The organism is Streptomyces sp. NPDC054840, from assembly GCF_053611065.1.
The window spans coordinates 1-19,195 of sequence record NZ_JBSGZP010000046.1 but is presented as its reverse complement, the minus strand read 5'-3'; the positions used below and the strand labels follow the sequence as shown (position 1 = coordinate 19,195).

The following is a 19,195-nucleotide window of genomic DNA, read 5'->3' as shown; positions in this document are numbered from 1 at the left end:
CACCGACCCTCTGCCACGGTCTCGCCGGACTGGTCGTGCTGACTCTGGAGTTCGCCCCGTGGAGCGCCGTCGCCCGCGCGCACCTGCCGCACCTGGTCGGGGACCTCCTCGACCGCCACGAGCCGGACCGCCCGCTCGGTTTCGCCGACCTGGAGGAGCCCGGCAAACCCGTCGACGACCCGGGACTCCTCACCGGTGCCACCGGCGTCGCGCTCACGCTGCTCGCCGCCACCGGCGACCGGCGGCCCGCATGGTTCCGCGCCTTCCTCGGCCGGTGACCGCCATGACCCTGTACGAGCCCGTCGGCTTCTTCCTCCTGCGCTCCCCGACCCTGCCGGCCCGCACCTGGCTCGACGTGACCGCGGACCCCGACAACACCCCGCGGGCCCTCGTCGACCTCGCCCGCCGTCCCGACGTCACGCGCGCTCTGCTCGTCGCCAGCGAGGACATGACCGACAGCCTTGACCGGATCGGCGACCTCGGCGAGAAGCGCCTGCGCCGGCTGCACTCCGGGCTGCTGCGTTACGTCACGCGCATGGCGACCCGGCCCACCCCCTTCGGGGCCTTCTCCGGTGTGGCGATGGGCGAATTCGGCCCCGCCACCACCGCCCGGCTCGGCCGGCCCGAGCAGCACCGGCTGCGCGTGCGCGCCGACATGGGCTGGCTGCTCGGGCTGATCAAGCGCCTCGACGAATCCGACGACGTGCTCCGCAGGCTCCGGCTCGTCCTCAACCCGATGGCGGACACGGCCGGCGACCGCGTGGTCCTGCCGCAGGCCGACAAGTACGGCCGGCACGACGCCCGCAGCGTGCGCATCCGGGCCACACCCGCCGTCGAGCTCGTCATGCGGACCGCCGCCACTCCCGTCCCGTACGAGCGGATCACCGCCGAACTCGCCGCCGCCTTCCCCGAGGTCACGGCCGAGACCGTCGAGGGCCTGGTCCGGCAGATGTGGGACCTCGGCTTCCTCATCAGCGACCTGAGGCCACCGCAGACCGCGGAGCGGCCCGAACACCACGTCCTGAAAAGGCTCACCGGCATCCCCGCCGCACAGGAGACGGCCGAACGGCTCAGCGCCGTCGCCGACCTCGCCGACCTGGCGGACGACGCCGCCTCCCTGCGCCGGCTCGCCGCCGCACAGCGGGATCTCGTCCCCGGACACGACGGCCGCTCCTACCAGGCCGACACGGCGCTGCATCTGGACGAGCCCGTCCTGAACGCGTCCATCGGCGAGGCGGCGGCAGAGGCCGTCGGCGTCCTGGTGCGCCTGAGCGCCGCCCACGGCAGGCGCAACCACCTGACGCGCTACCGCGAGGAGTTCACCGAACGCTACGGCGAAGGCACCCGCATCCCGGTGCTCGCTCTGCTCAGCCCCGACACCGGGCTCGACGCCCCGCCGACCTACACCAATCCGCCGCGCAGCATCGAACTGCCGGCGGCGACGCCCGAGCACACCGCCCGGCTGGACGCCCTGCTCGTCGAGTTCGCCCAGCAGGCCTGGTGGGACAAGTCCTCCGAGGTCGAGCTGACCGACGCCTGGCTGGAGCGCCTCGCCCCGCGCGGGCCGGTGCCCGACCCGCCGCCCGCCATGGAGGTGTACCTCCAGCTGCACGCCGCCGACCGCGCCGCCCTCGACCGGGGCGACTGGCGGGCCGTCCTGCGCTACGACAGTCTCACCTACGGCGGCCGCACCTTCGGGCGCTTCAGCGAGCTGCTGGGCGAGCGCACCTCCGAGCGGCTGCGCGGATACGCCCGCGCCGAGGAGGCGCTCTTCCCCGATGTCGCCTACGCGGAGCTCGCGTTCCTGCCCCCGTACGGCCGGGCGGCCAACATCACCCTGCGCCCCGCCGTCCGGCCGTACGAGATCCCCGTCAACACCGCCCCGTCCGTCGGCCCGGACCAGGTCCTCCCGCTCGACGACATCCTCGTCGGCGTCAGCGGGGACCGGTTCCACCTGTGGTCCCGGAAACTCGACCGGGAGGTCGTGGTCGCCCAGCACCACATGCTCAGCCCGACGATGGCGCCGAACGTGGCCCGATTCCTGCTCGAGGCCTCCCAGGACGGCTGCGTCATGCCCTCCGGCTTCCACTGGGGCCCCGCCGAAGCGGCCCCCTTCCTGCCGCGCGTCACCCGCGGGCAGATCGTCCTGCGCCCCGCGCAGTGGCGGCTCACCGCAGGACCCGCCACCACGGACACCCCGGACGCGCACGGCCGGGCCGGTAGCGCGGCACCCGCAGCCGGCACACCGTCCGCGCACCCGCTCGACGACCTCGACGGCTGGCGCCGCCGCTGGAACGTGCCCCGCCACGTCTACCTCGTCGAATCCGACCAACGGCTGCTGCTGGACCTCGACCACCCCGCCTGCCGCGCCGAGATCCGAGCGGAGCTGAACGCGCGCCGCACCCTGGTCCTCCATGAGATGCTGCCGTCGTTCGACGGCATGTGGCTCCAGGACGCCGACGGCGAGCGCTACGCCGCCGAGGTCGTCGTGCCCGTCCTCGCCCGCGACGCGCGACGCGTCACCCGCGCTCCCGTGCCGCGGCAAGGCCGTGAGGTGCCCGTGAAGCGTCATCTGCCCGGTGGTGCCTGGACGTTCCTCAAGGTCTACGCGGCACCCGAGCGGCAGGACGAGATCATCGCCGGCCCGCTGCTCGACCTCGTCGCGGGACTGGGCCGCGAAGGACTCCTGGACCGCTGGTTCTACATCCGCTACGCCGACCCCTTCCCGCACCTGCGCCTGCGGGTCCGCGGCACCGACGCCGACCGTACCCTCACCCGCGTCACCGCGTGGGGGCGCGATCTCGCGGCCCGCGGACTCGCCCGGGACATCGAACTCACCGGATACGCACCGGAGATCGCCCGTTACGGCGGACCGGAGGTCTTCGACACGGCCGAGCGGCTCTTCGCGGCGAACAGCGAAGCCACCGCCCTGCTGCTGTCGCGACAGCCCGACATCAGGCCCGAGTTCCTCGCCGTCGCCGCCCTGGACACCCTCCACACCCAGTGGGGCGTGCCGCCGGGCGGCGCGCTCACCCACCACACCGGCGGCCAGGAGGAGTCCGTCGTCCGGGACACCCGGACGCTGTTCCGCGAACACCGCGCCTACCTGTGCGAACTCCTCAGCCCGTGGGAGCGCGACCCGCACGAGGAAGGGCGGGCCCACCGGCTCCTCCTCCAGGAGACGTTCGCCGCGCAGGCCCCCGCCGTCGCCGAGACGGCCGCAGCCGTCCGCGAGGCGGCCCGCCGTGGCCTCCTGGTCGGCTCCGAAGACGCGATCCTCGCCGCCCTCGCGCACATGCAGATCAACCGGCTCCTCCCCATCGACCTCCAACGGGAGGCCCGCAGCCATGTCCTGTGGGCCCATGTCCGGCGCGCCGTCCGGGGCCGGGCGGCCGCGAAGGCGAGGGAGGACCGATGATCTGGCTGCGCGTGAGCACGCTGTTCTGGCGGCTCAGCCCGCTGCGGGTATCGGCCTTCACCGGCGTCTCCCTCCTCCTCGCCCTCATACCGGCCGCGCAGATCGGGCTGGTCGCCGCCGCCGTGCAGGGCGTGGCCGACGCCGTCGCCGGCGACCGGGACGCCGGACGGGCCGCGCTCATGGCGGGCGCCGGCCTTCTCGGGGTGGGCCTCGCCAGCCATGTCCTGGGCACCTTCCTGCAGTACCTCGACACCCTCCTGCGGCTCGAACTCACCGCACGCATCGGCGAATGGGTGATGCGCAAGGGCACCATGCTCGACCTGCAGCAGTACGAGGACGCCGAGGTCTACGACAAGATGCAGCGCGCCTTCCAGGAGAGCAGCGGAGGCCGCGTCTACCAGGTCTTCACCCAGCTCCTGGAGGTCGCGAGGGAGTTGGTCACCCTGATGACCGTCAGCGTGGTGCTGTTTTCCTGGAGCCCCTGGATCGCCCTGGTGATCCTGCTTTCGCCCATGCCGTCGGTCGTCTCGTACATGCTCTTCAGCCACAGGGCGTACGAGATCGAGTACGACCGGACCGCCGACCGGCGACGCGTGTACTACTACCAGCACCTCACCACCACCGACCACTCCTACAAGGAGGTCCGCCTCTTCCAGCTCGGCCCGCACCTGGTGGACCTCTACACCCGGCTCATCCGCACCTTCTTCGACGTCGACCGCCGTCTCGCCCGCCGGCAGTCCGTGCTCGGCGGCGTCCTCGGGCTCCTCAGCGTCGCCGCCTCCTCCGGCGCCGTGCTCTGGGCGATCCACACCACGACGCAGGCCGGGCAGGTCGGCCAGCTCGCCGGTTACCTCCAGGCCGTCGGTTCGATCCAGGTCTCCGCCCACGGCATGTTGCTCGGCATCGCCGCGCTCTACAAGGACAGCCTGTTCCTCGGCAATCTCTTCGACTTCTTCGCCCTGCCCGAGCGTCAGATCAAGGGCGGCACACGTCCGTTCCCGGACACGCTCCGCAAAGGCATCGAGTTCCGCGACGTGCGCTTCGTGTACCCCGGTACCGGCCGTGTCGTCCTGGACGGCGTCAGCTTCATCCTGCCCGCGGGCGAATGCGTCGCGCTGGTGGGGCAGAACGGCTCCGGCAAGACGACGCTGGTCAAGCTGCTCACCCGGCTCTACGAACCGACGAGCGGCCAGATCTTGATCGACGACGTCCCGATCGAGGAGTACGACCTCGACGACCTGCAACGGCACATCGGCGTCATCTTCCAGGACTTCATCCGCTACGAGCTGCCCGTCCGCGACAACATCGGCTTCGGCAGTGTCGAAGCCCGCGAGGACACCGCGCGCGTCGCCTCGGCGGCACGGGCCGCCGGCGCCGACGGGTTCGTCGAGGCGCTGCCCCGTGCCTACGACACGACGCTCGGCCGTCACTTCGAGGACGGCCACCAGCTCTCCGGTGGCCAGTGGCAGAAGATAGCCCTGAGCCGGGCCTTCATGCGCCGCGCTCCCGTGGTCGTCCTCGACGAGCCGACGGCCGCCATCGACGCGGAAGCGGAAGCGGAGATCTTCGGCCGGCTCAAGGACGTCGCCCACGGCGCCACTTCCCTGGTCATCGCCCACCGCTTCGCCACGGTCCGGATGGCCGACCGGATCGTCGTCCTGGAGAACGGCAAGGCCATCGAGGACGGCGTACACCATGACCTCCTGAGGGCCGACGGCGTCTACGCCCGGCTCTTCCGTATCCAGGCTTCGGGCTACCTGACCGAAGCCGCGTCCCCCTGAAGGCCGAGTGATGCGCGTATCCGTCCTGTACCCCGCCATGCCGACGGACCCCCGGCACGTCGCCTCCTTCGCCGCGCTCGTGCGCGACGGAGGCGCGGCGCGCCTCTGGCAGGGCCAGTCCCTCTGTGCCGACACCCAGCAGGTCTTCGCCTACCTGGCCGGCATGGGCTACCGCGTCCCGGTCGGGACCAGCGTCGCCCTCATGCCGCTGAGGCATCCGCTGGACGCCGCGATCCAGGCCCGCTCCCTGTCCGTCCTCACCGGACACCGCACGACCCTCGGACTCGGTCCCGCGACCCCCGACGTCGTCGCCGGACTGCACGGAAAGCCGTACGACAGCCCCCGCGATGCCTGTGTGGAATACCTGACCGAGGTGCGGCGCCTGATCGGGACGGCGGACGGAGCCGCCGGACCTGGCATCGGCGCCTCCATCGGTCTGCCGGGCCTGCCGCATCCGGGAGTGGAGACGGGGCTCGGTGTGCTCCGTCCGACGCTCGCGCGGGCCGCGGGCCGGTCGGCGGACGCGGCGATCAGCTGGATGACCCCGCCCGGGTACGTCCGCGACACCCTGTTGCCCGCCATGGCGAAGGGCGCGGCCGAGTCGGGCCGCCCGGTGCCCCGCATGGTCACCGTCGTGCACGCCGCCGTCGACCGCCCCGGCCGCCACGCCTACCGGCTCGCCTTCGCGGCGGCCCACGTCCACCTCGCCGGGCCGCACTACTGCGACATGCTGCGCCGCGCAGGGCTGCGCGTCCACCACAGCCGCCCGGGCCTCGGCGCCCGTGCCCTCGTCGACTCCGGAGTCTTCCTCTACGGCACGCCCGGGAACATCGCCGCGCAGCTGGCTGAATACGATCGGGCGGGGGTGGACGAAGTTGTCGTCAACGTCGCGGGAGTGTATTCCGAGCATGGCCGACCGGACGCCGTACGGGACCTCCAGGAGATCCTCGTGGCCTGCCGGGAGGCGACGAACTACCCATGAACAGGTGCGAGAGGCCGGGCCATGACCGCGTGCCGCCCTCCGCACACGGTGAGGAGAGGCAGGACGGTGCCCGACGACATCGCCCGATGGCTGGACGAGCACGCCCACCCCTTGAGCACCCTGGCCCCCGGCGCGCCGGTGGAGGACCTGAAACCCCTGGGCGAGGCCCTGCGGGGGACACGGATCGTCGGTCTGGGGGAATCCACGCACGGCACGGGCGAGTTCTTCCGGCTGAAGCACCGCATCGTGGAGTTCCTGGTCCGTGAGGAGGGGTTCACCACCCTCGCCATGGAGGCCAGCCAGTCCGCCGCCCGCGCGCTCGACGCGTACGTCCGGCACGGTACGGGCTCCCCCGAACAGCTCGTCGCCAGGCTGGGCTTCTGGACCTGGCGCACCCGCGAGATGGTCGACCTCGTCGAGTGGCTGCGGGCCCACAACAGCGGCCTGCCCGAAGGGCGCCGGATCCGCTTCGTGGGAACCGACCCCCAGCTCTGCGCCGACTCGGTCGAGGCCGTCGACGCCTTCATGCGCCGCACGGCGCCCGATCGGGCCGGGCGCGTGGGCGCCTTGGAGGTACTGGCGCGGGCCCGCCCGGGCTCCCTTCCGGACCCGGACAAGGCCCTGCTGCGGCGCGCCGAGGAGATCGCCCGTCTCATCGCGGACCACGTCGAGCGGTCGGGTCCCGGCGACGACGCCGACGAGGCTCTGGAACACGCGCGGATCCTCGTCCGCGCCGCCGACCTGGTGACCCGGCCCTTCGAAGCCGCGGCCGGCGAGGACGGCCTGTACGCCGTGCGTGACCGCTACATGGCCGAGGCCGTCGCACGGGTCGTGGACGACGACCCCGAGGCGCGCGTCATGGTCTGGGCACACAACGGGCACATCGCGAAGAGCACGTACGGTGACCAGGTGCCGGCCCTCGGCAGCAGACTCCGTGAACAGTACGGCGACGCCTACTACGCGCTGGCCCTCCTCTTCGGGAAGGGCTCCTTCCTGGCCCGCCGCGGCAACGACCTCCAGCGTCCGCCGGCCCGCCACCGCATCGGCACCGGCCTGCGCTCCCTGGAGGCCAGACTCACGCACGCCGTACCCGGCGACTACTACGCGGACCTCCGCGCCGCGGGTTCCGCCGCCGACGCCGCGCCCTGGCTGCACGCCCAGCACGCGCAGCGCAGCTTCGGCGCCAACGTCCAACGGTTCCTCTACCGCTTGAACACCGCCCCGCTCGTCCCGGCCGAGGACTACGACGGCATCGCGTTCGTAGCACGCTCGACCTGCTCCCACCTGCTGCCCCCGGCGGAGGACTGAGGTTCTCTCACGGCCACAGGTCGAGGGCGGCGTTCAGAGTGAGCTGCCACATCGGTTCGGCACCGGTGCCGAATGCCGCGGCGAGCCCGTACCCCACGGACGCGTCATACGGGTCCCGGGCACCCTCGGACTCGCTCGCCGCCTCCCAGTCGGCCGACACGCGCCCGTCGCCGCTCGATGTGAAGACGCCGAGCAGCCGCTCGTCTCGCAGCAGCCGGCTGGTGCCGAGGGAGTCCGGAACCAGCAGATAGCGGCACTCCCGCGCCCGTGAGACGACCTCGACCCGGTACGAGCGCCGGGTCAGGAATCCCTTGGAGGGCCGCAGGGCTTCCTCCGCGCCGTCGACGAGCAGAGTGAGGCGCTCGGGGTCGCGCGTCCCGATCGGCACGTGGCTCTCCGGCACGGTGTGCGGGGCCCGGCGGATCTCGACCGGCGGCAGACCGTCCCCGCTCACGCCCAGCGTCCCGGCCTCGTGGTCGAGTTCGATCCGGACCGCGCCGAAGAGCGGATCGTCGGCGGGGACGTACGCGTACGGATTCATCGGGACCTTGCCTCCTGCTCATCGTGATCGTCTTCCCCCAGTCTCGTCCGGACGCGGAGGGCCGCTTCCCTTTCCGGCCAGAGGCGGCCGGGGCGCCGGAGTGGATCCGGGGAGGATGTCCTGTCCGGGAGCGGCTGGATCGGGTCCGTCGACCGGGTGGTCCGCACGAGCCTGTACGTCACCTCAAGAAGCGCGCATGGCTGTGGCAGCCCGTCCGGCCCCCCGTGCACCGTCTGCATCACCGGCGTCCCGGTCCGCTCGGACGGCGAACTCGTCCGATCACGTCCCGTCGCCGGGCGCGGCGCCGGTGTCCACGCGGAAGCCGAGCGCCCGCCCGGCCGCCACGGAGATGCCGAGCAGCGTCTCGTGGCTCGCGGCGGGTACGCGAAACGCGTGCTCGGCGGCGAAGGAGAGGAACTCTCCCGGCAGTTCGAGGTTGTAGGTGTCGACGTACTCGGCGAGATCGGCACGCCAGACGAACCGCCCGTCGGACAGCAAAGAGGAACCGCCGGCCACCGTGAACGATCCTCCGACGACGTCCCGCGTCGTTTCCATGATGTCGAAGACGGGGTAGCCGGATGCGAGGTACTTCCTGATCTCCGCCTTGGGGTACGGAGCCTCGCTTCTCACCTTGTCTCGAATGGACTCGTGAAAGACACCCTGGGGTTCAGGCTGCATTTCACGATAAAAGCCGACCATTTCCATCAAGGTTTACCCTTCAAACTTCGGGAGGAACACCCACAGTAAGGGCTGTCCCGTACGTATCGCTTTCAGTAGCAGGGGTCGTCTGGTTGCCTGAGTGCCGCTGAGCCAGGGACGCGGGCTGAGGAAACGGCTTTGCGCCACGTGCGATCGGCGTGGATGCCGACTGACGGAGGTACTGAAGATGATCAGCGTTGTGCTGAAGCTGTCAGTCCGTGATGTGGTGCATGCGGACCTGGCGTTCTGTGGGTGGGCGGGATCCGACCACCACTTGGCCGGCGTCGCCGAGCAGTTGGAACGTGCCCGGACGGGTGAGGTCGACTACCTGGCGGTCTGCCCTGCGACGGACATACCTGTGGCGAAGGTCGGCGTCGACTACCGAATCAGGGAGGGCGTCGGCACTTTGTGGCAGTTGGCGGTGCACCCCGCATTGCAGTCGTGTGGGATGGGCACGTTCTTTGTCGAAGCAGCAGAACTGCGAATCAGGGACCGCGGTCTGCGGCAGGCCGAGCTGGCTGTGGAGGAAAGCAACCCCCGGGGCGTGTGCTCTGTACCAGCGACTGGGCTATGTCGCATACGACGGCCGGCCGGACTCGTGGGACGAACAAGCCCCTGATGGATCGTTGCGCCGCTACGAAACGATGTGCACGTTGATGCGGAAGGAGCTCTCGTAGGCTCAGCCACGGGTGCCACCCTCCACGTTCGTCAGCCATGGCGGAGGCTTCTTCCTCGGATCCGGCCAAACCTCCGGATCGCGGAGTGGCTCATCCGCATCCAGTTTCGCCCTGCCCGTGCGTGACCCGGCACGCACTTGGACCGTGTCCTATGTGGTGAGGCGTCGTTGGGCTTCGGCGATCATCTACGTGCTGGTGTCGGGGTGTGCCTGGCGAGCACTGCCGCCATGCTTCGGGATATCGAAGTCCACCGCACACCGCCGGTTCCCGATCTGGTCCCGAGCCGGCGTCTGGGGCCGCCTGCACGAGAAGATCCTGTACCGGCTCGATGACGCCGGCTTGCTCGACCTCTCCCGCGTGGTTCTGGACTCCGACTCCGCCCACGTCAGGGCTAAAAAAGGGGCGCGAACTCACAGGTCCGAGCCCCCGTGGACCGGGGTAAGCCGGGTTCCGAGATGCACGTCCTGTCGGTCGGCCGGGGCGAGCACGCGGCCCCTGAGCCGACCGCAACTGCTCGTTACCCGGCCTAGCCGGTAGCCGGGGGCACCTCCAGAACGAAGAACAGGTAGCACATCGCGATACGGGGGACGAAGAGCTGGGCCAAGGAGTGGACGACGGCCAGGTCCAGGGAGCTGCCAGACGCCATAGGCGCGGCACCTCAGAATTTATGGCTGACAGATCATCCGGGAGGTGCTTATGATGCCGGTGATGAACAACTTCCCCTTCTTCGGATTGGGGGAATCGTCCGCGCAAGGTGAGTGCTGATGGCAACTCACTTCGCGGAACCGATTCCCGCTCGCCTTCTGATGTGGCAGCGCGTACGCGATTACGCCGTGCCACCGTCCATGATTGAGAACGCGGCCACGCGCCGTGCGGCTGGTGACTGGGCGGGGGCTTGCGCCGCCGCCCGGATCGATGTCGATCTCGATCTGCGCGCCGTGCGCGATCGCCACGGCACCGACTTCACCATCCGCCTCCGGGCCGATCTGCGTCGACTGGCGCCGGATCTGCTGCGCTGGAACATGCCCCGGATCGCCCCCGACGGGCGGCTCCGGCCCGGCCTCACCCTTTCGCTTGCCCGCTACGGCGTCCCGGGCACTGCGGCGCCACAGCTCGTCGTGCGGACGCCGCCTGCCTGGGCGGACGCAGGCCAGCGGATGTCCCTGGCGCTCTGGGACGAATCGCGGGACGGCGCACCCGAGCACCATCCACACCCCCACCCCGACCGGCGTTTCCGTCTCGACCTGCACCGCCACCTCTGGGACGCCACGCGTAGCGCCGAACTGGCACAGAGGTGCGGCGCGGACGCGCTGTACCGGCCCGCCGACGGCGACCCCTCGTGGCCGCCGGACCACTGGGCCGACGAGGCGGAACTGCTCCTGCAGGCCGATGGCCGTCCTCGTGGGGCCCTCACCGTGCGGCTCGGAAGGCGCAGCCACCTCGTGCTCGAACTCGTTGCCCCCGACGACAGCCATGCCCCGGTACTCAGGCCGGTACGAGAGGTTCTTCCGCCGCAGCAGATCGTGGCGCTCCCGGTGCTTCCGGAGGCCGCTGCCCGGACGCCTCCGGACGTGGAGTTGCTGCGAGCTGGCCTGGTCCGTGTTGAACGGCTGCACCCGCTGGTCGCGGCAGCGCTGTCCGCCCCCGGAGTCACGGGTCCCACCTCCGGCCCGGTGGCGGTGCCCGGCCCCGGAAAGCCGGGGGACGACTCCGTCTCCGGGCCCACGGATCATCACCGGGTCGAGTGCCTGGGGTTGGTCCACCGGATTGCGCTGCGGAACGGGACGCTGACGGCGGTCGACCACGATCCGGCCCAACTGGCCCGTGAGCAAATCCTCATGGCGCTTGGAGGGCCTGGACTCCCCTGTCTGAGAGCGATCGACACGGTGCACCGCAGCCCTGAGGCGCTGCCCGCCGTCCGTGAGCGGCTCGGCCACGGCGACGTGACCGGGGCCCTGGCCGTGGTCGAAGGGCTCCTCGGCCCCGGCGCCGTCCTGCGCGAAGGACCCCTGCGGGAAGCCCTGGAAGCAGCGGTGGCCGGCCGCCACGTCCACGGGCTCTTCCGCTCGGGGCTGGTATCGGTACACCCCGCCGCGGCTCCGACCTGGGGCACGGGCTACCGGCCACGGCTCGACCGCCGTCTGCCGTGGGAGTTGCGCCGCAAGCTGGGCAGCCGTGCCCGGCCCCGGAACGGCCAGCAGAGCTGAACAGCGCCCCGTCGGCTGCACGGCCTCGTCCGACGCTCCACGTACCTGACTCACACCGGCAACCGACCGGACCGGGGACCCCACCCCGCCAACCGAACGCGACCCCTGCACGTACTGCGCGTACCGCCCGTACGGCGCCCACGCCGCCGTACGCCGCTGAACGACGACATCCAGGACGGGCCGCCGTCCCCGAAGACACCCAGGTGATACTCATGACCTCCAGCACCATCCTCTCCATGCCCGTGCCCATGCCGCTCCCGGCAGGCCGCACGCAGTTTTCCCTCGCCGAAGACCTCCTGGCCCTCCTGCGGACGACCACCACCGAGTCGCGCCCCGACGAACAGTTGGAGGCGCTCACCCTGGCCGTCGCGGCAGACTTGCCCGTACTGCTCTGGGGCGAGCCCGGCATTGGCAAGACGGCCGCACTGACCCAGCTCGCCGCCTCCCTCGATCTGCCGCTGACGACCGTGATCGCCAGCGTCCACGAGCCGACCGACTTCTCCGGGCTGCCCATCGTGGGCGAGGACCCGGCGGCGAACGGCGTGCCCATGGCACCGCCGCAGTGGGCCGTGGAGCTGGTGCGCGCCGGGCGGGGGCTGCTCTTTCTCGACGAGCTGTCCACCGCGACGCCTGCCGTCCAGGCTGCACTGCTACGGGTCGTGCTGGAGCGGAAGGTTGGCGCGCTGCAACTGCCGCCCGGCGTACGGATCGTGGCTGCCGCCAACCCGCGTGCGTCGGCCGCGGACGGCTGGGAGCTGAGCCCGCCGCTGGCGAACCGGTTCGTGCACCTGTACTGGGTGCACGACCGCGACGTAGTGGTGCGCGGTCTCGGCGGGGTCTGGCCGCGCGCGGAACTGCCCCGGCTCGACCCGGCGGAACTGCCGGAGGCGGTGGCGTTCGCCCGCCGCGCGGTGTGCGGCTTCCTGAGCGCCCGGCCGACGCTGATCCACCGGCTGCCGACCACCGAGACGCGGCGCGGTGGTGCCTGGCCCTCGCCTCGCAGCTGGGAGGCCGCATTGACGTTGCTCGCCTTCGGCACGGCGGCTTCCGCCTCCCGGGACGTGCTGGCACTGCTGGTCCGAGGTGCGGTCGGGGATGGGCCCGGCCTCGAACTGCTCGCCCACATCGACCGCATGGAGCTGCCCGACCCGGACTGGCTACTGGCCAACCCGGACGCCGCCGACCTGCCCGAGCGCGGCGACCTGCGCCAGGCCACGCTGGAAGCGGTGGTCGCCGCCGTCGGGGCGCGCCCGGAGCGGGAGCGCTGGGAGGCAGGCTGGGCAGTGCTGGTCAGGGCGCTGGAGACCGGCGCACCGGATCTGCTGGTCGCCCCGGCGAAGGCACTGGCCGCGCTGCGGCGCGACGGATGGGAGGTCCCGGAGTCGTTGGAACGCCTCGCGGTGGTGGTCGGCCTCGCCCAGCGGGCGGAGGACTCGGTCACCCGTACCGCGGCTGCCGCTGGTGCCAAGGGCGCAGCGGGTGGGCGCCGATGACCGGGGCCGTGAAGCAGCCGCGGCCGCGCCCGCTGCCGCGCCCGATGCCGCCCCCGCCGCCGCGGCCCCTGCAACCCGCAGTTGCCGGACCACCGCCCGGCCCCGTAGCCGCGCTGGACATGGACAAGTTGCTGGCCGCCCGGCTGCACGCGGTCGCCGTCCGTCCCTACCTCGCCGGCGCGCTCTTCGCGCTCCACGTGGTGGAGGACCGGTCGGTGCCGACCATGGCGGTGGACGCGTACTGGCGCTGCTACGTCTCCCCGTCCTTCGTGTGGCGCACGCCACTGGAGGAGCTGGCGGGCGTCTGGGTGCATGAAGTCTCCCACCTGCTGCGGGACCATCACGAACGCAGCGCGCGGTACGCCCGGGAGCACGGGGAACAAGGGCCGGGACAGCGGCTGCGGCAGAACGTCGCGGCCGACTTCGAGATCAACGACGACATCTACGGCGATGGCCTGACGATACCGGCCGGGGCGGTGCTCCCAGCTACGCTGGGCCTGCCCGACGGGCTGCTCATGGAAGAATACCTGCGGCGGTTTTCGATGGCGGGCCGCACACCAGGGCTGGCATGGCTGGACTGCGGCAGCGGCGCCGACGGACACGCGCGGCCATGGGAGCTGGGGCCCGAAGGAGCGCACGCTCTGAGCCCGCAACAGCGCGACGCGGTGCGCTTCCGGGTGGCTGAGGCGATCACCGGTCGGCCGGGGGACGCTCCGGAGGGATGGCGGCGTTGGGCGGACGAGGCGTTCCACCCTCCGCAACCGTGGCGGCAGTTGCTCGGCGCGGCAGTCCGCGCGGCCGCGGGCGCCCCCGGGGCGGGCGAGGACCACAGTTACCGGCGCCCCTCCCGCCGCTCTGCCGGCGTCCCAGGCGTCGTCCTGCCGACCCTGCGCCGGATGCCGCCCCGGGTCTGTGTCGTGATCGACACCTCCGGATCTGTGAGCGACGCCGAGCTGGGCGGAGCGCTGCTGGAGGTGGCGGCGATCTCACGGGCTGTGGGCGGGCGACGCGACCTGGTTTCGGTGATCTCCTGCGACGCGGCAGCGGGCGTCGCCGTACCGCTGTGCCGGGCAGAGAACCTCGAACTCATCGGCGGTGGCGGTACGGACCTACGGTCCGGCTTCGCCCGTGCGCTCCGCTCCCGCCCCCGCCCGGACGTGATCGTCGCCCTGACGGACGGACAGACGCCCTGGCCCTCCGCGCAGCCGCCCTGCCGCACGGTCGTCGGCCTTTTCCCCCGTGCTCCCCGCACCGTGAACGAGGACGATCCGGACTACACCCCTGACATACCGCCCACGTGGGCCCGCGTCGTCCCCATCGGCTGAGTGAGGCGACGGGAACGCCCGTCCACCCGACAGCTGTCGGAGAAGGCTTGGCGCGAGGAGCCGACCTGCCCGCGCGCCGGCTCCCCGGTCGGCGCGCCGTCCGGGCCGAGCGGCAGGCCGAGCCCACGCTCGTCGCGAAGCCGTTCGGGCAACGGAGGGTCCTGGTGCTCGGTGGCTCCCACGAGGAGGCGGCCGCCTCCCGAGCCCGTGTCGTGGAGATGGGCGGGGCTGCCGCGATCAACCTCTCGGCGAGCGTCACCGACATCGTGCTCCTGCCCGGCGGCGATGGTGATCGCCGCATGGCTCGTATCACCTCCCTGGGACTACCGGTCCACGAACCCGCATGGCTCCGGACACCAGCCCCCGAGCCGGTCGGCGCCCCTCTCACAGGCGGCGCATCGGCCGAGGTTCTCCCCCGTGGCGGGGTCCTCGATCTCCCTGCCCTCCCCACCGCCGGCCGCTGGTATGTCGGTGCTTCCTGGGCACAGCGGACGGACTGCGAGATCGACGTGGTCGCCTTCGTCCTCGATGAGGACGAACAGGTCTCCTGCGATGAAAACTTCGTCTTCTACGGCGCACCCGAAAGCCCTGACGGAACCATCCGGCTCCTGTGCGACGGCCCGACCGAGCAGACCATCACCGTCGATGTCGCCTCGCTTCCGCCCGCTGCCCACAGGATCGCGATCGCCGCCGCCATCGAGGGTGCCGCCACGTTCGGAGACGTCGGAGCCCTCCAGATCACCCTCACGCCGGGCAGCGACGCGCAGGCGACAGCACAGGCTGCCCTCGACGGCACCACCAGCGAACGGACCCTCCTCCTCCCCGAGATCTATCGTCGGGGCCCACAGTGGCGCTTCCGCGCCGTCGGGCAGGGCTACGACCACGGTCTTGAGGCACTCGTTCGCGGGTACGGCATCGAGGTCGAATAGCAGGGATCCCCCGCTGTCGCCCATCAGGCCGACGGTCTTCGGCCAGGGCGCTTCGGCGGCGGGGGTCACACCTCGTCCTTCGACCCGCGGTCGGCGGCGCCGCTGTCCTCGGGGGACTCGCGGCGATCAGGCGGTAGGGAGTTGCGGCGATTGGCTGGAACGGCTCGGTCGGCCGGCAGGGATGCGGGACCGTCCTGTTCCTGGTGAGCCCCCGGGGAGCCTTCAGCAGTTCGGGACCCAGGCGTGGGAGCGTGGCCGGACGGTGCCGCTCAAGTTGGTCCTCGTACGCACCTTCACGCAGCCCAGCGGCTCCTGCTGGGCTGCCTGGCCGAAGTAGAGGACGTCGACCTTGGTCGCTCCCTCGTGGAGGTCGAACCCGTTGTTGAAGACGGAACGGGGTGCGCTGCGGGCCGTCCACGGGCAGGGGGCCGGACCCTCGATCCAGTCGGCGCCGCCGTCGACCCAGGAGCACATCTCGCCGCGGCCGTCCTCCTCCGAGAAGAAGCAGACCGCTCCCCGCCAGCACCGGTCGTACCCCGACGCCCCGGCCGTGTCCCCGAGGTGGAACAGGCCCGAGACCCAGAGGGCGCCCAGGCCCGCGAGCGCCGCGGCAAGGACCCCGATCAGCGCGCGGCGCCGCCGTCGTGGCCCGGGGACGCCCGGGGCCGTCGGATCGGGCGGATCGGGCGGGGCCATCGGGGCGGGCGGGGCCATCAGGCCGGGCGGGACGGGCGGGACGGGGGCCCGTTCGGCCGCCGCCTCCACCCTGCGCAGCAGCGACGCCGCGGTGTGCGCGGCCCGGTCCTCGTGTCTTCGGGCCAGGCAGTCGCGGACGATGTCCCGCCAGTGTTCCGGCAGTTCCGGGGACAGGCGCAGTTCCTCCTCGCCCCTGGCGTAGCGCAGGGCGGCGTCCCGGCGGGCGGCGGGGGTGCCCCCGGGCAGCGGCAGCGCGCCGGTCAGGACGACGTGGGCCAGGACCCCGAAGGCCCAGATGTCGGCCGTCGGGCGGATCTTCGTACCGCGTTCGCCGACCTCCGACCAGAGCAGGTCGGGCGGGGTGTAGTCGGGCGTGGCGAAGGCCGGGGAGTAGGCGTGGGTGCCCTCCAGCTCGGCGGCCATGTTGAAGTCGCCCAGCCGCGCCGTGCCGTCGGCCATCAGCAGGACGTTGCCCGGCTTCAGGTCGCCGTGCACCCACCCGGCCCCGTGCAGTTGGCCCAGCCCCTCGCAGACCTGGGCGAGCAGGGCGGGCCCGGACCGTGGCACTCCGTCGGCCAGCAAGGTGTCCAGGGAGCCCGTGGCCTCCTCCAGGACGAGGACGGTGGCGCCGTCGAGTTCGGGCCGACCGGGGTCGTCGACCGTGAGCACCTCGTACAGCCGGATCAGCCGGGGTGTGCGCACCCGGCGCAGTACCTCGGTCTCGCGCTCGGCGAGCTCGCTCAAGTGCCGTAACTGGCGCGGGGTACGGGTACCGGTCGGCAGGACCTTGAGCGCGGCCCGGCCGGGCAGCCCCGGCTCGGGTGCGGCGCGCAGGGCGGCGTACACGCTGCCGAAGGCGCCGGCTCCCAGCAGGTGACCGACCACCCAGGGGCCGACCCGGTAGCCGGCCGGGACGGTGAGCGCGCCGGGGTGCCCGGCTCTCCCGGTCAGCGCGCGGTACCGGTCGGGGCGGCCGGCAGGGCCGCCAGGTCCTGCTCGCGGACGAGGTCGAAGCGCAGGGCCAGCGAGACCAGGGTCTCCTTCTTGCCGACCAGCCGCGGCCCCGGTTCCGCGGTGTCGGGGCCGGGCTTGAGGCGCAGTTTGACCGCGAGGTAGTCGATGTTCCACTGCACGGCGGCGCGGTTGGCCGCGGGCCAGGACGGCTTCAGCCGCTCGACCACCTGCTCGACGGTGGGCAGGGGCGCGTGCGGTTCGCCGCGCAGCCTCGGCTCGCAGAGCGCGGTGAGGACCAGGAAGTACCGGCTGGAGCGGTCGAGCGGGAAGGGAACCACGGTCGGTTCCCCGTCGGGCTCGCCGGGGGCATCCCGGTCGGCGTAGTCGTGGCGCGGCGCCCAGACGTCCAGGGTGAGCAGTTCGGAACCGGCGGGCAGGACGAGCCGCGCGAATTCGAACGGGACCGGTGCGTCCAGCCGGCCGGGCGCAATCTTGATGTGCTCGCCGGCGCCCTCGGGGTTCTCGACGACGTACGTCGCCGAGCGGGAGAAGTTGCTGAGCGACCAGTACGTGGCGGTGGCGGTGATCTCCCCCGCCGACCGGGAGACGCCGGCGTGGGGGACCTGCAGGGTCTGCGGGCCGCCCCCGGAGGCGCCGTACGGGTGACCGACGGGCTCACGGCCGAACCGGAGGGTCTGCCCCGGTGCCAGGCGGATCTGTGCGGCCGGGAGCATGGTGGGCCCCGGAACCACGATGATGCTGTTCACGCTGCTTCCTTCCCCGGAGGTGCAGGGGAAGGTTAGCCAGCGGAATCAATCGTTCCCACAACGATGGCTTGTCTTCAGCACTCGCCGCGCCACTGGAAGCGCTCGATGGTCCGGCCCCCGGCGGGAAGGTTCCCGCGCCCCTCGTCCCAGCCGCGGTGCAGACAGGCGCTGCCGCCCTCCAGGAAGTACACCTGCACGTGGTCGTAACCCGGCTGCGGCGTGCCGTTGTTGTAGAAGGACCGGCGCAGACCGCACGTGCTCCGGGGCTCGTCGACGGCGGAACGGCATACGGTGCCGGTGCCGTCGGCCCCCGAGTAGAAGCAGACGTGGCCGGGCGGGCAGTCCTGCCAGGCCGGGGGCGGCGTGCCGGTGCAGTTGCGACTGGTGACGGCCGGCCACTCCTTCGCCGCGCCCGAGTACTCGGTCCCGTCGAAGTGGACCGGCACGCGGTGGCTCTCGTCGGTGAAGTCGCCCGAGGCCAGGTAGCGCTGCTCGTAGTGCAGGTGGGACCACTCCGAGGCGCCCGAGGTGCCGATCCGGCCGATCCGCGTGGACGGCTGGACGGGGTCGCCCTTCTTGACGTAGGTCGCCGGGTCGTCCTTCAGGTGGTAGTACGCCGTGAACCAGCCGTTGCCGTGACTGATCTGGATGGTGTTTCCCGAGCCGTTGGTCCAGTACGTGGCGGACACCGTGCCGACGGCGGACGCCTGGACGGGCAGGGCGTCGGAGCCGGTGTTGCCCTCCACCACGATGTCCAGCGCGGGGTTGTGGCCCCAGGTGTTCAGCTGCCAGGTGGTCCCGCACGGGAAGGGCAGCTGGAACGGCGGCTTCGCCGCGACGGAAGCGGAGGCGGAGGCGGAAGCAGTGGCGGAGGCGGAGGCCGGCACGGGCGCACCCGCCAGCACCAGTCCCGCCAGGCACATCAGCACCACCGCCCACAGCCTGCTCGGATTACGCAGCACGTCTTCCCCTCCCGGCCCCGGTGGACGGCGCCCGGACGGGCGGTCTCCCGCGCCATGCTGGGGTCGGGGCCCGGGCTGCGCCACCTCGTAGCTACGAGGGTGGGGTGCGGGCGGCGGCCTGCTACCGCCCCCGCGGCCACGGCTCGATGAGCCCGGCCCGGATCGCGTACGGGGTCAGTTCCGGCCGGTCGCGCATCCCCAGCTCCGGCCTGGCCGTGTGGTTCAGGGAGCGGTGCGCCGCGCGCACCCCGCTGCTCGCCGCTGTGCCCTCCCCCGCCGAGTCCCCGGATGCCGGCGCGGAGCCTGCCCCCGACCGGGATCCCGCCGGGTGGCCGTAGGCCGTCTCTTTCGGATCTTGCCGGGCCCGCGGCGTCCGGCACCGGACCCGGCCGCGTTGTCGGGGCAGTACGCGGGCGCCCCCCGCCTTGCCGGGCACGGCACCGGACTCCGCAGGCT

Annotated in this window: 15 protein-coding genes and 2 pseudogenes; 12 read left to right on the top strand and 5 right to left on the bottom strand. The window is 72.1% G+C overall.

Features of this window, described 5'->3' with window-relative positions:
- From ACWGIU_RS05965 to ACWGIU_RS05945, 5 genes are all read left to right on the top strand, one after another.
- The coding region (locus tag ACWGIU_RS05965) for a lanthionine synthetase LanC family protein (protein ID WP_453702847.1) at positions 1-278 on the top strand (278 nt) is incomplete at its 5' end.
- Between the two features lie 5 nt (positions 279-283).
- Positions 284-3,418, top strand: coding sequence for a lantibiotic dehydratase (locus tag ACWGIU_RS05960; protein WP_453702851.1), 3,135 nt, complete (start codon positions 284-286; stop codon positions 3,416-3,418).
- Positions 3,415-5,199 (top strand): ABC transporter ATP-binding protein, encoded by a 1,785-nt coding sequence (locus tag ACWGIU_RS05955; protein WP_453702845.1) that lies wholly within the window; start codon positions 3,415-3,417, stop codon positions 5,197-5,199. Before ACWGIU_RS05960 ends, ACWGIU_RS05955 begins: the two co-directional genes overlap by 4 nt.
- Before the next feature lie 10 nt (positions 5,200-5,209).
- Positions 5,210-6,181, top strand: coding sequence for an LLM class flavin-dependent oxidoreductase (locus tag ACWGIU_RS05950; protein ID WP_453702843.1), 972 nt, complete (start codon positions 5,210-5,212; stop codon positions 6,179-6,181).
- A gap of 66 nt (positions 6,182-6,247) precedes the next feature.
- Positions 6,248-7,489, top strand: coding sequence for an erythromycin esterase family protein (locus tag ACWGIU_RS05945; protein ID WP_453702841.1), 1,242 nt, complete (start codon positions 6,248-6,250; stop codon positions 7,487-7,489).
- Between the two features lie 7 nt (positions 7,490-7,496).
- On the opposite strand, the gene ACWGIU_RS05940 is transcribed toward ACWGIU_RS05945, so the two are convergent.
- Together ACWGIU_RS05940 and ACWGIU_RS05935 are read right to left on the bottom strand one after the other, a co-directional pair.
- The gene (locus ACWGIU_RS05940) at positions 7,497-8,030 is read right to left on the bottom strand and encodes a hypothetical protein (protein ID WP_453702839.1); all 534 of its coding nucleotides are present in this window, start codon (positions 8,028-8,030) and stop codon (positions 7,497-7,499) included.
- Between the two features lie 279 nt (positions 8,031-8,309).
- A complete protein-coding gene (locus tag ACWGIU_RS05935; protein WP_453702838.1) occupies positions 8,310-8,738 on the bottom strand; it encodes a hypothetical protein in 429 nt (142 codons plus the stop codon).
- A gap of 178 nt (positions 8,739-8,916) precedes the next feature.
- Here ACWGIU_RS05935 and ACWGIU_RS05930 point away from each other — a divergent pair.
- The 6 genes and pseudogenes from ACWGIU_RS05930 to ACWGIU_RS05905 all read left to right on the top strand — a co-directional run bounded on the left by ACWGIU_RS05930 (position 8,917) and on the right by ACWGIU_RS05905 (position 15,360).
- Positions 8,917-9,406, top strand: a pseudogene (locus ACWGIU_RS05930) (GNAT family N-acetyltransferase).
- A gap of 174 nt (positions 9,407-9,580) precedes the next feature.
- Positions 9,581-9,888, top strand: a pseudogene (locus ACWGIU_RS05925) (transposase); the annotation flags it as partial.
- A gap of 282 nt (positions 9,889-10,170) precedes the next feature.
- The gene (locus ACWGIU_RS05920) at positions 10,171-11,613 is read left to right on the top strand and encodes a hypothetical protein (protein ID WP_453702836.1); all 1,443 of its coding nucleotides are present in this window, start codon (positions 10,171-10,173) and stop codon (positions 11,611-11,613) included.
- A 212-nt stretch (positions 11,614-11,825) separates the two neighbouring features.
- Positions 11,826-13,106, top strand: a complete 1,281-nt coding sequence (locus ACWGIU_RS05915; RefSeq protein WP_453702834.1) for an AAA family ATPase — start codon at positions 11,826-11,828, stop codon at positions 13,104-13,106.
- Positions 13,107-13,225: 119 nt separating this feature from the next.
- A complete protein-coding gene (locus ACWGIU_RS05910; protein ID WP_453702832.1) occupies positions 13,226-14,431 on the top strand; it encodes a vWA domain-containing protein in 1,206 nt (401 codons plus the stop codon).
- Between the two features lie 47 nt (positions 14,432-14,478).
- On the top strand, positions 14,479-15,360 hold the full coding sequence (locus ACWGIU_RS05905; RefSeq protein WP_453702830.1) for a TerD family protein: 882 nt from the start codon (positions 14,479-14,481) through the stop codon (positions 15,358-15,360).
- 222 nt (positions 15,361-15,582) lie between these two features.
- On the opposite strand, the gene ACWGIU_RS05900 is transcribed toward ACWGIU_RS05905, so the two are convergent.
- The 3 genes from ACWGIU_RS05900 to ACWGIU_RS05890 all read right to left on the bottom strand — a co-directional run bounded on the left by ACWGIU_RS05900 (position 15,583) and on the right by ACWGIU_RS05890 (position 18,739).
- Entirely contained in the window at positions 15,583-17,007 is a 1,425-nt protein-coding gene (locus tag ACWGIU_RS05900; protein ID WP_453702849.1) for a serine/threonine-protein kinase, read from the bottom strand.
- Positions 17,004-17,777: an FHA domain-containing protein gene (locus ACWGIU_RS05895; RefSeq protein ID WP_453702828.1), complete on the bottom strand. Its 774-nt coding sequence runs from the start codon at positions 17,775-17,777 to the stop codon at positions 17,004-17,006. The genes ACWGIU_RS05900 and ACWGIU_RS05895 overlap by 4 nt, the downstream gene beginning before the upstream one ends.
- A 74-nt stretch (positions 17,778-17,851) precedes the next feature.
- Positions 17,852-18,739, bottom strand: a complete 888-nt coding sequence (locus ACWGIU_RS05890; RefSeq protein ID WP_453702826.1) for a peptidoglycan DD-metalloendopeptidase family protein — start codon at positions 18,737-18,739, stop codon at positions 17,852-17,854.
- A gap of 104 nt (positions 18,740-18,843) precedes the next feature.
- Between ACWGIU_RS05890 and ACWGIU_RS05885 the strand changes: the two genes are divergently transcribed.
- Complete coding sequence (locus tag ACWGIU_RS05885) at positions 18,844-19,077, top strand: hypothetical protein (protein ID WP_453702824.1); 234 nt, start codon at positions 18,844-18,846, stop codon at positions 19,075-19,077.
- Positions 19,078-19,195: the final 118 nt, after the last annotated feature.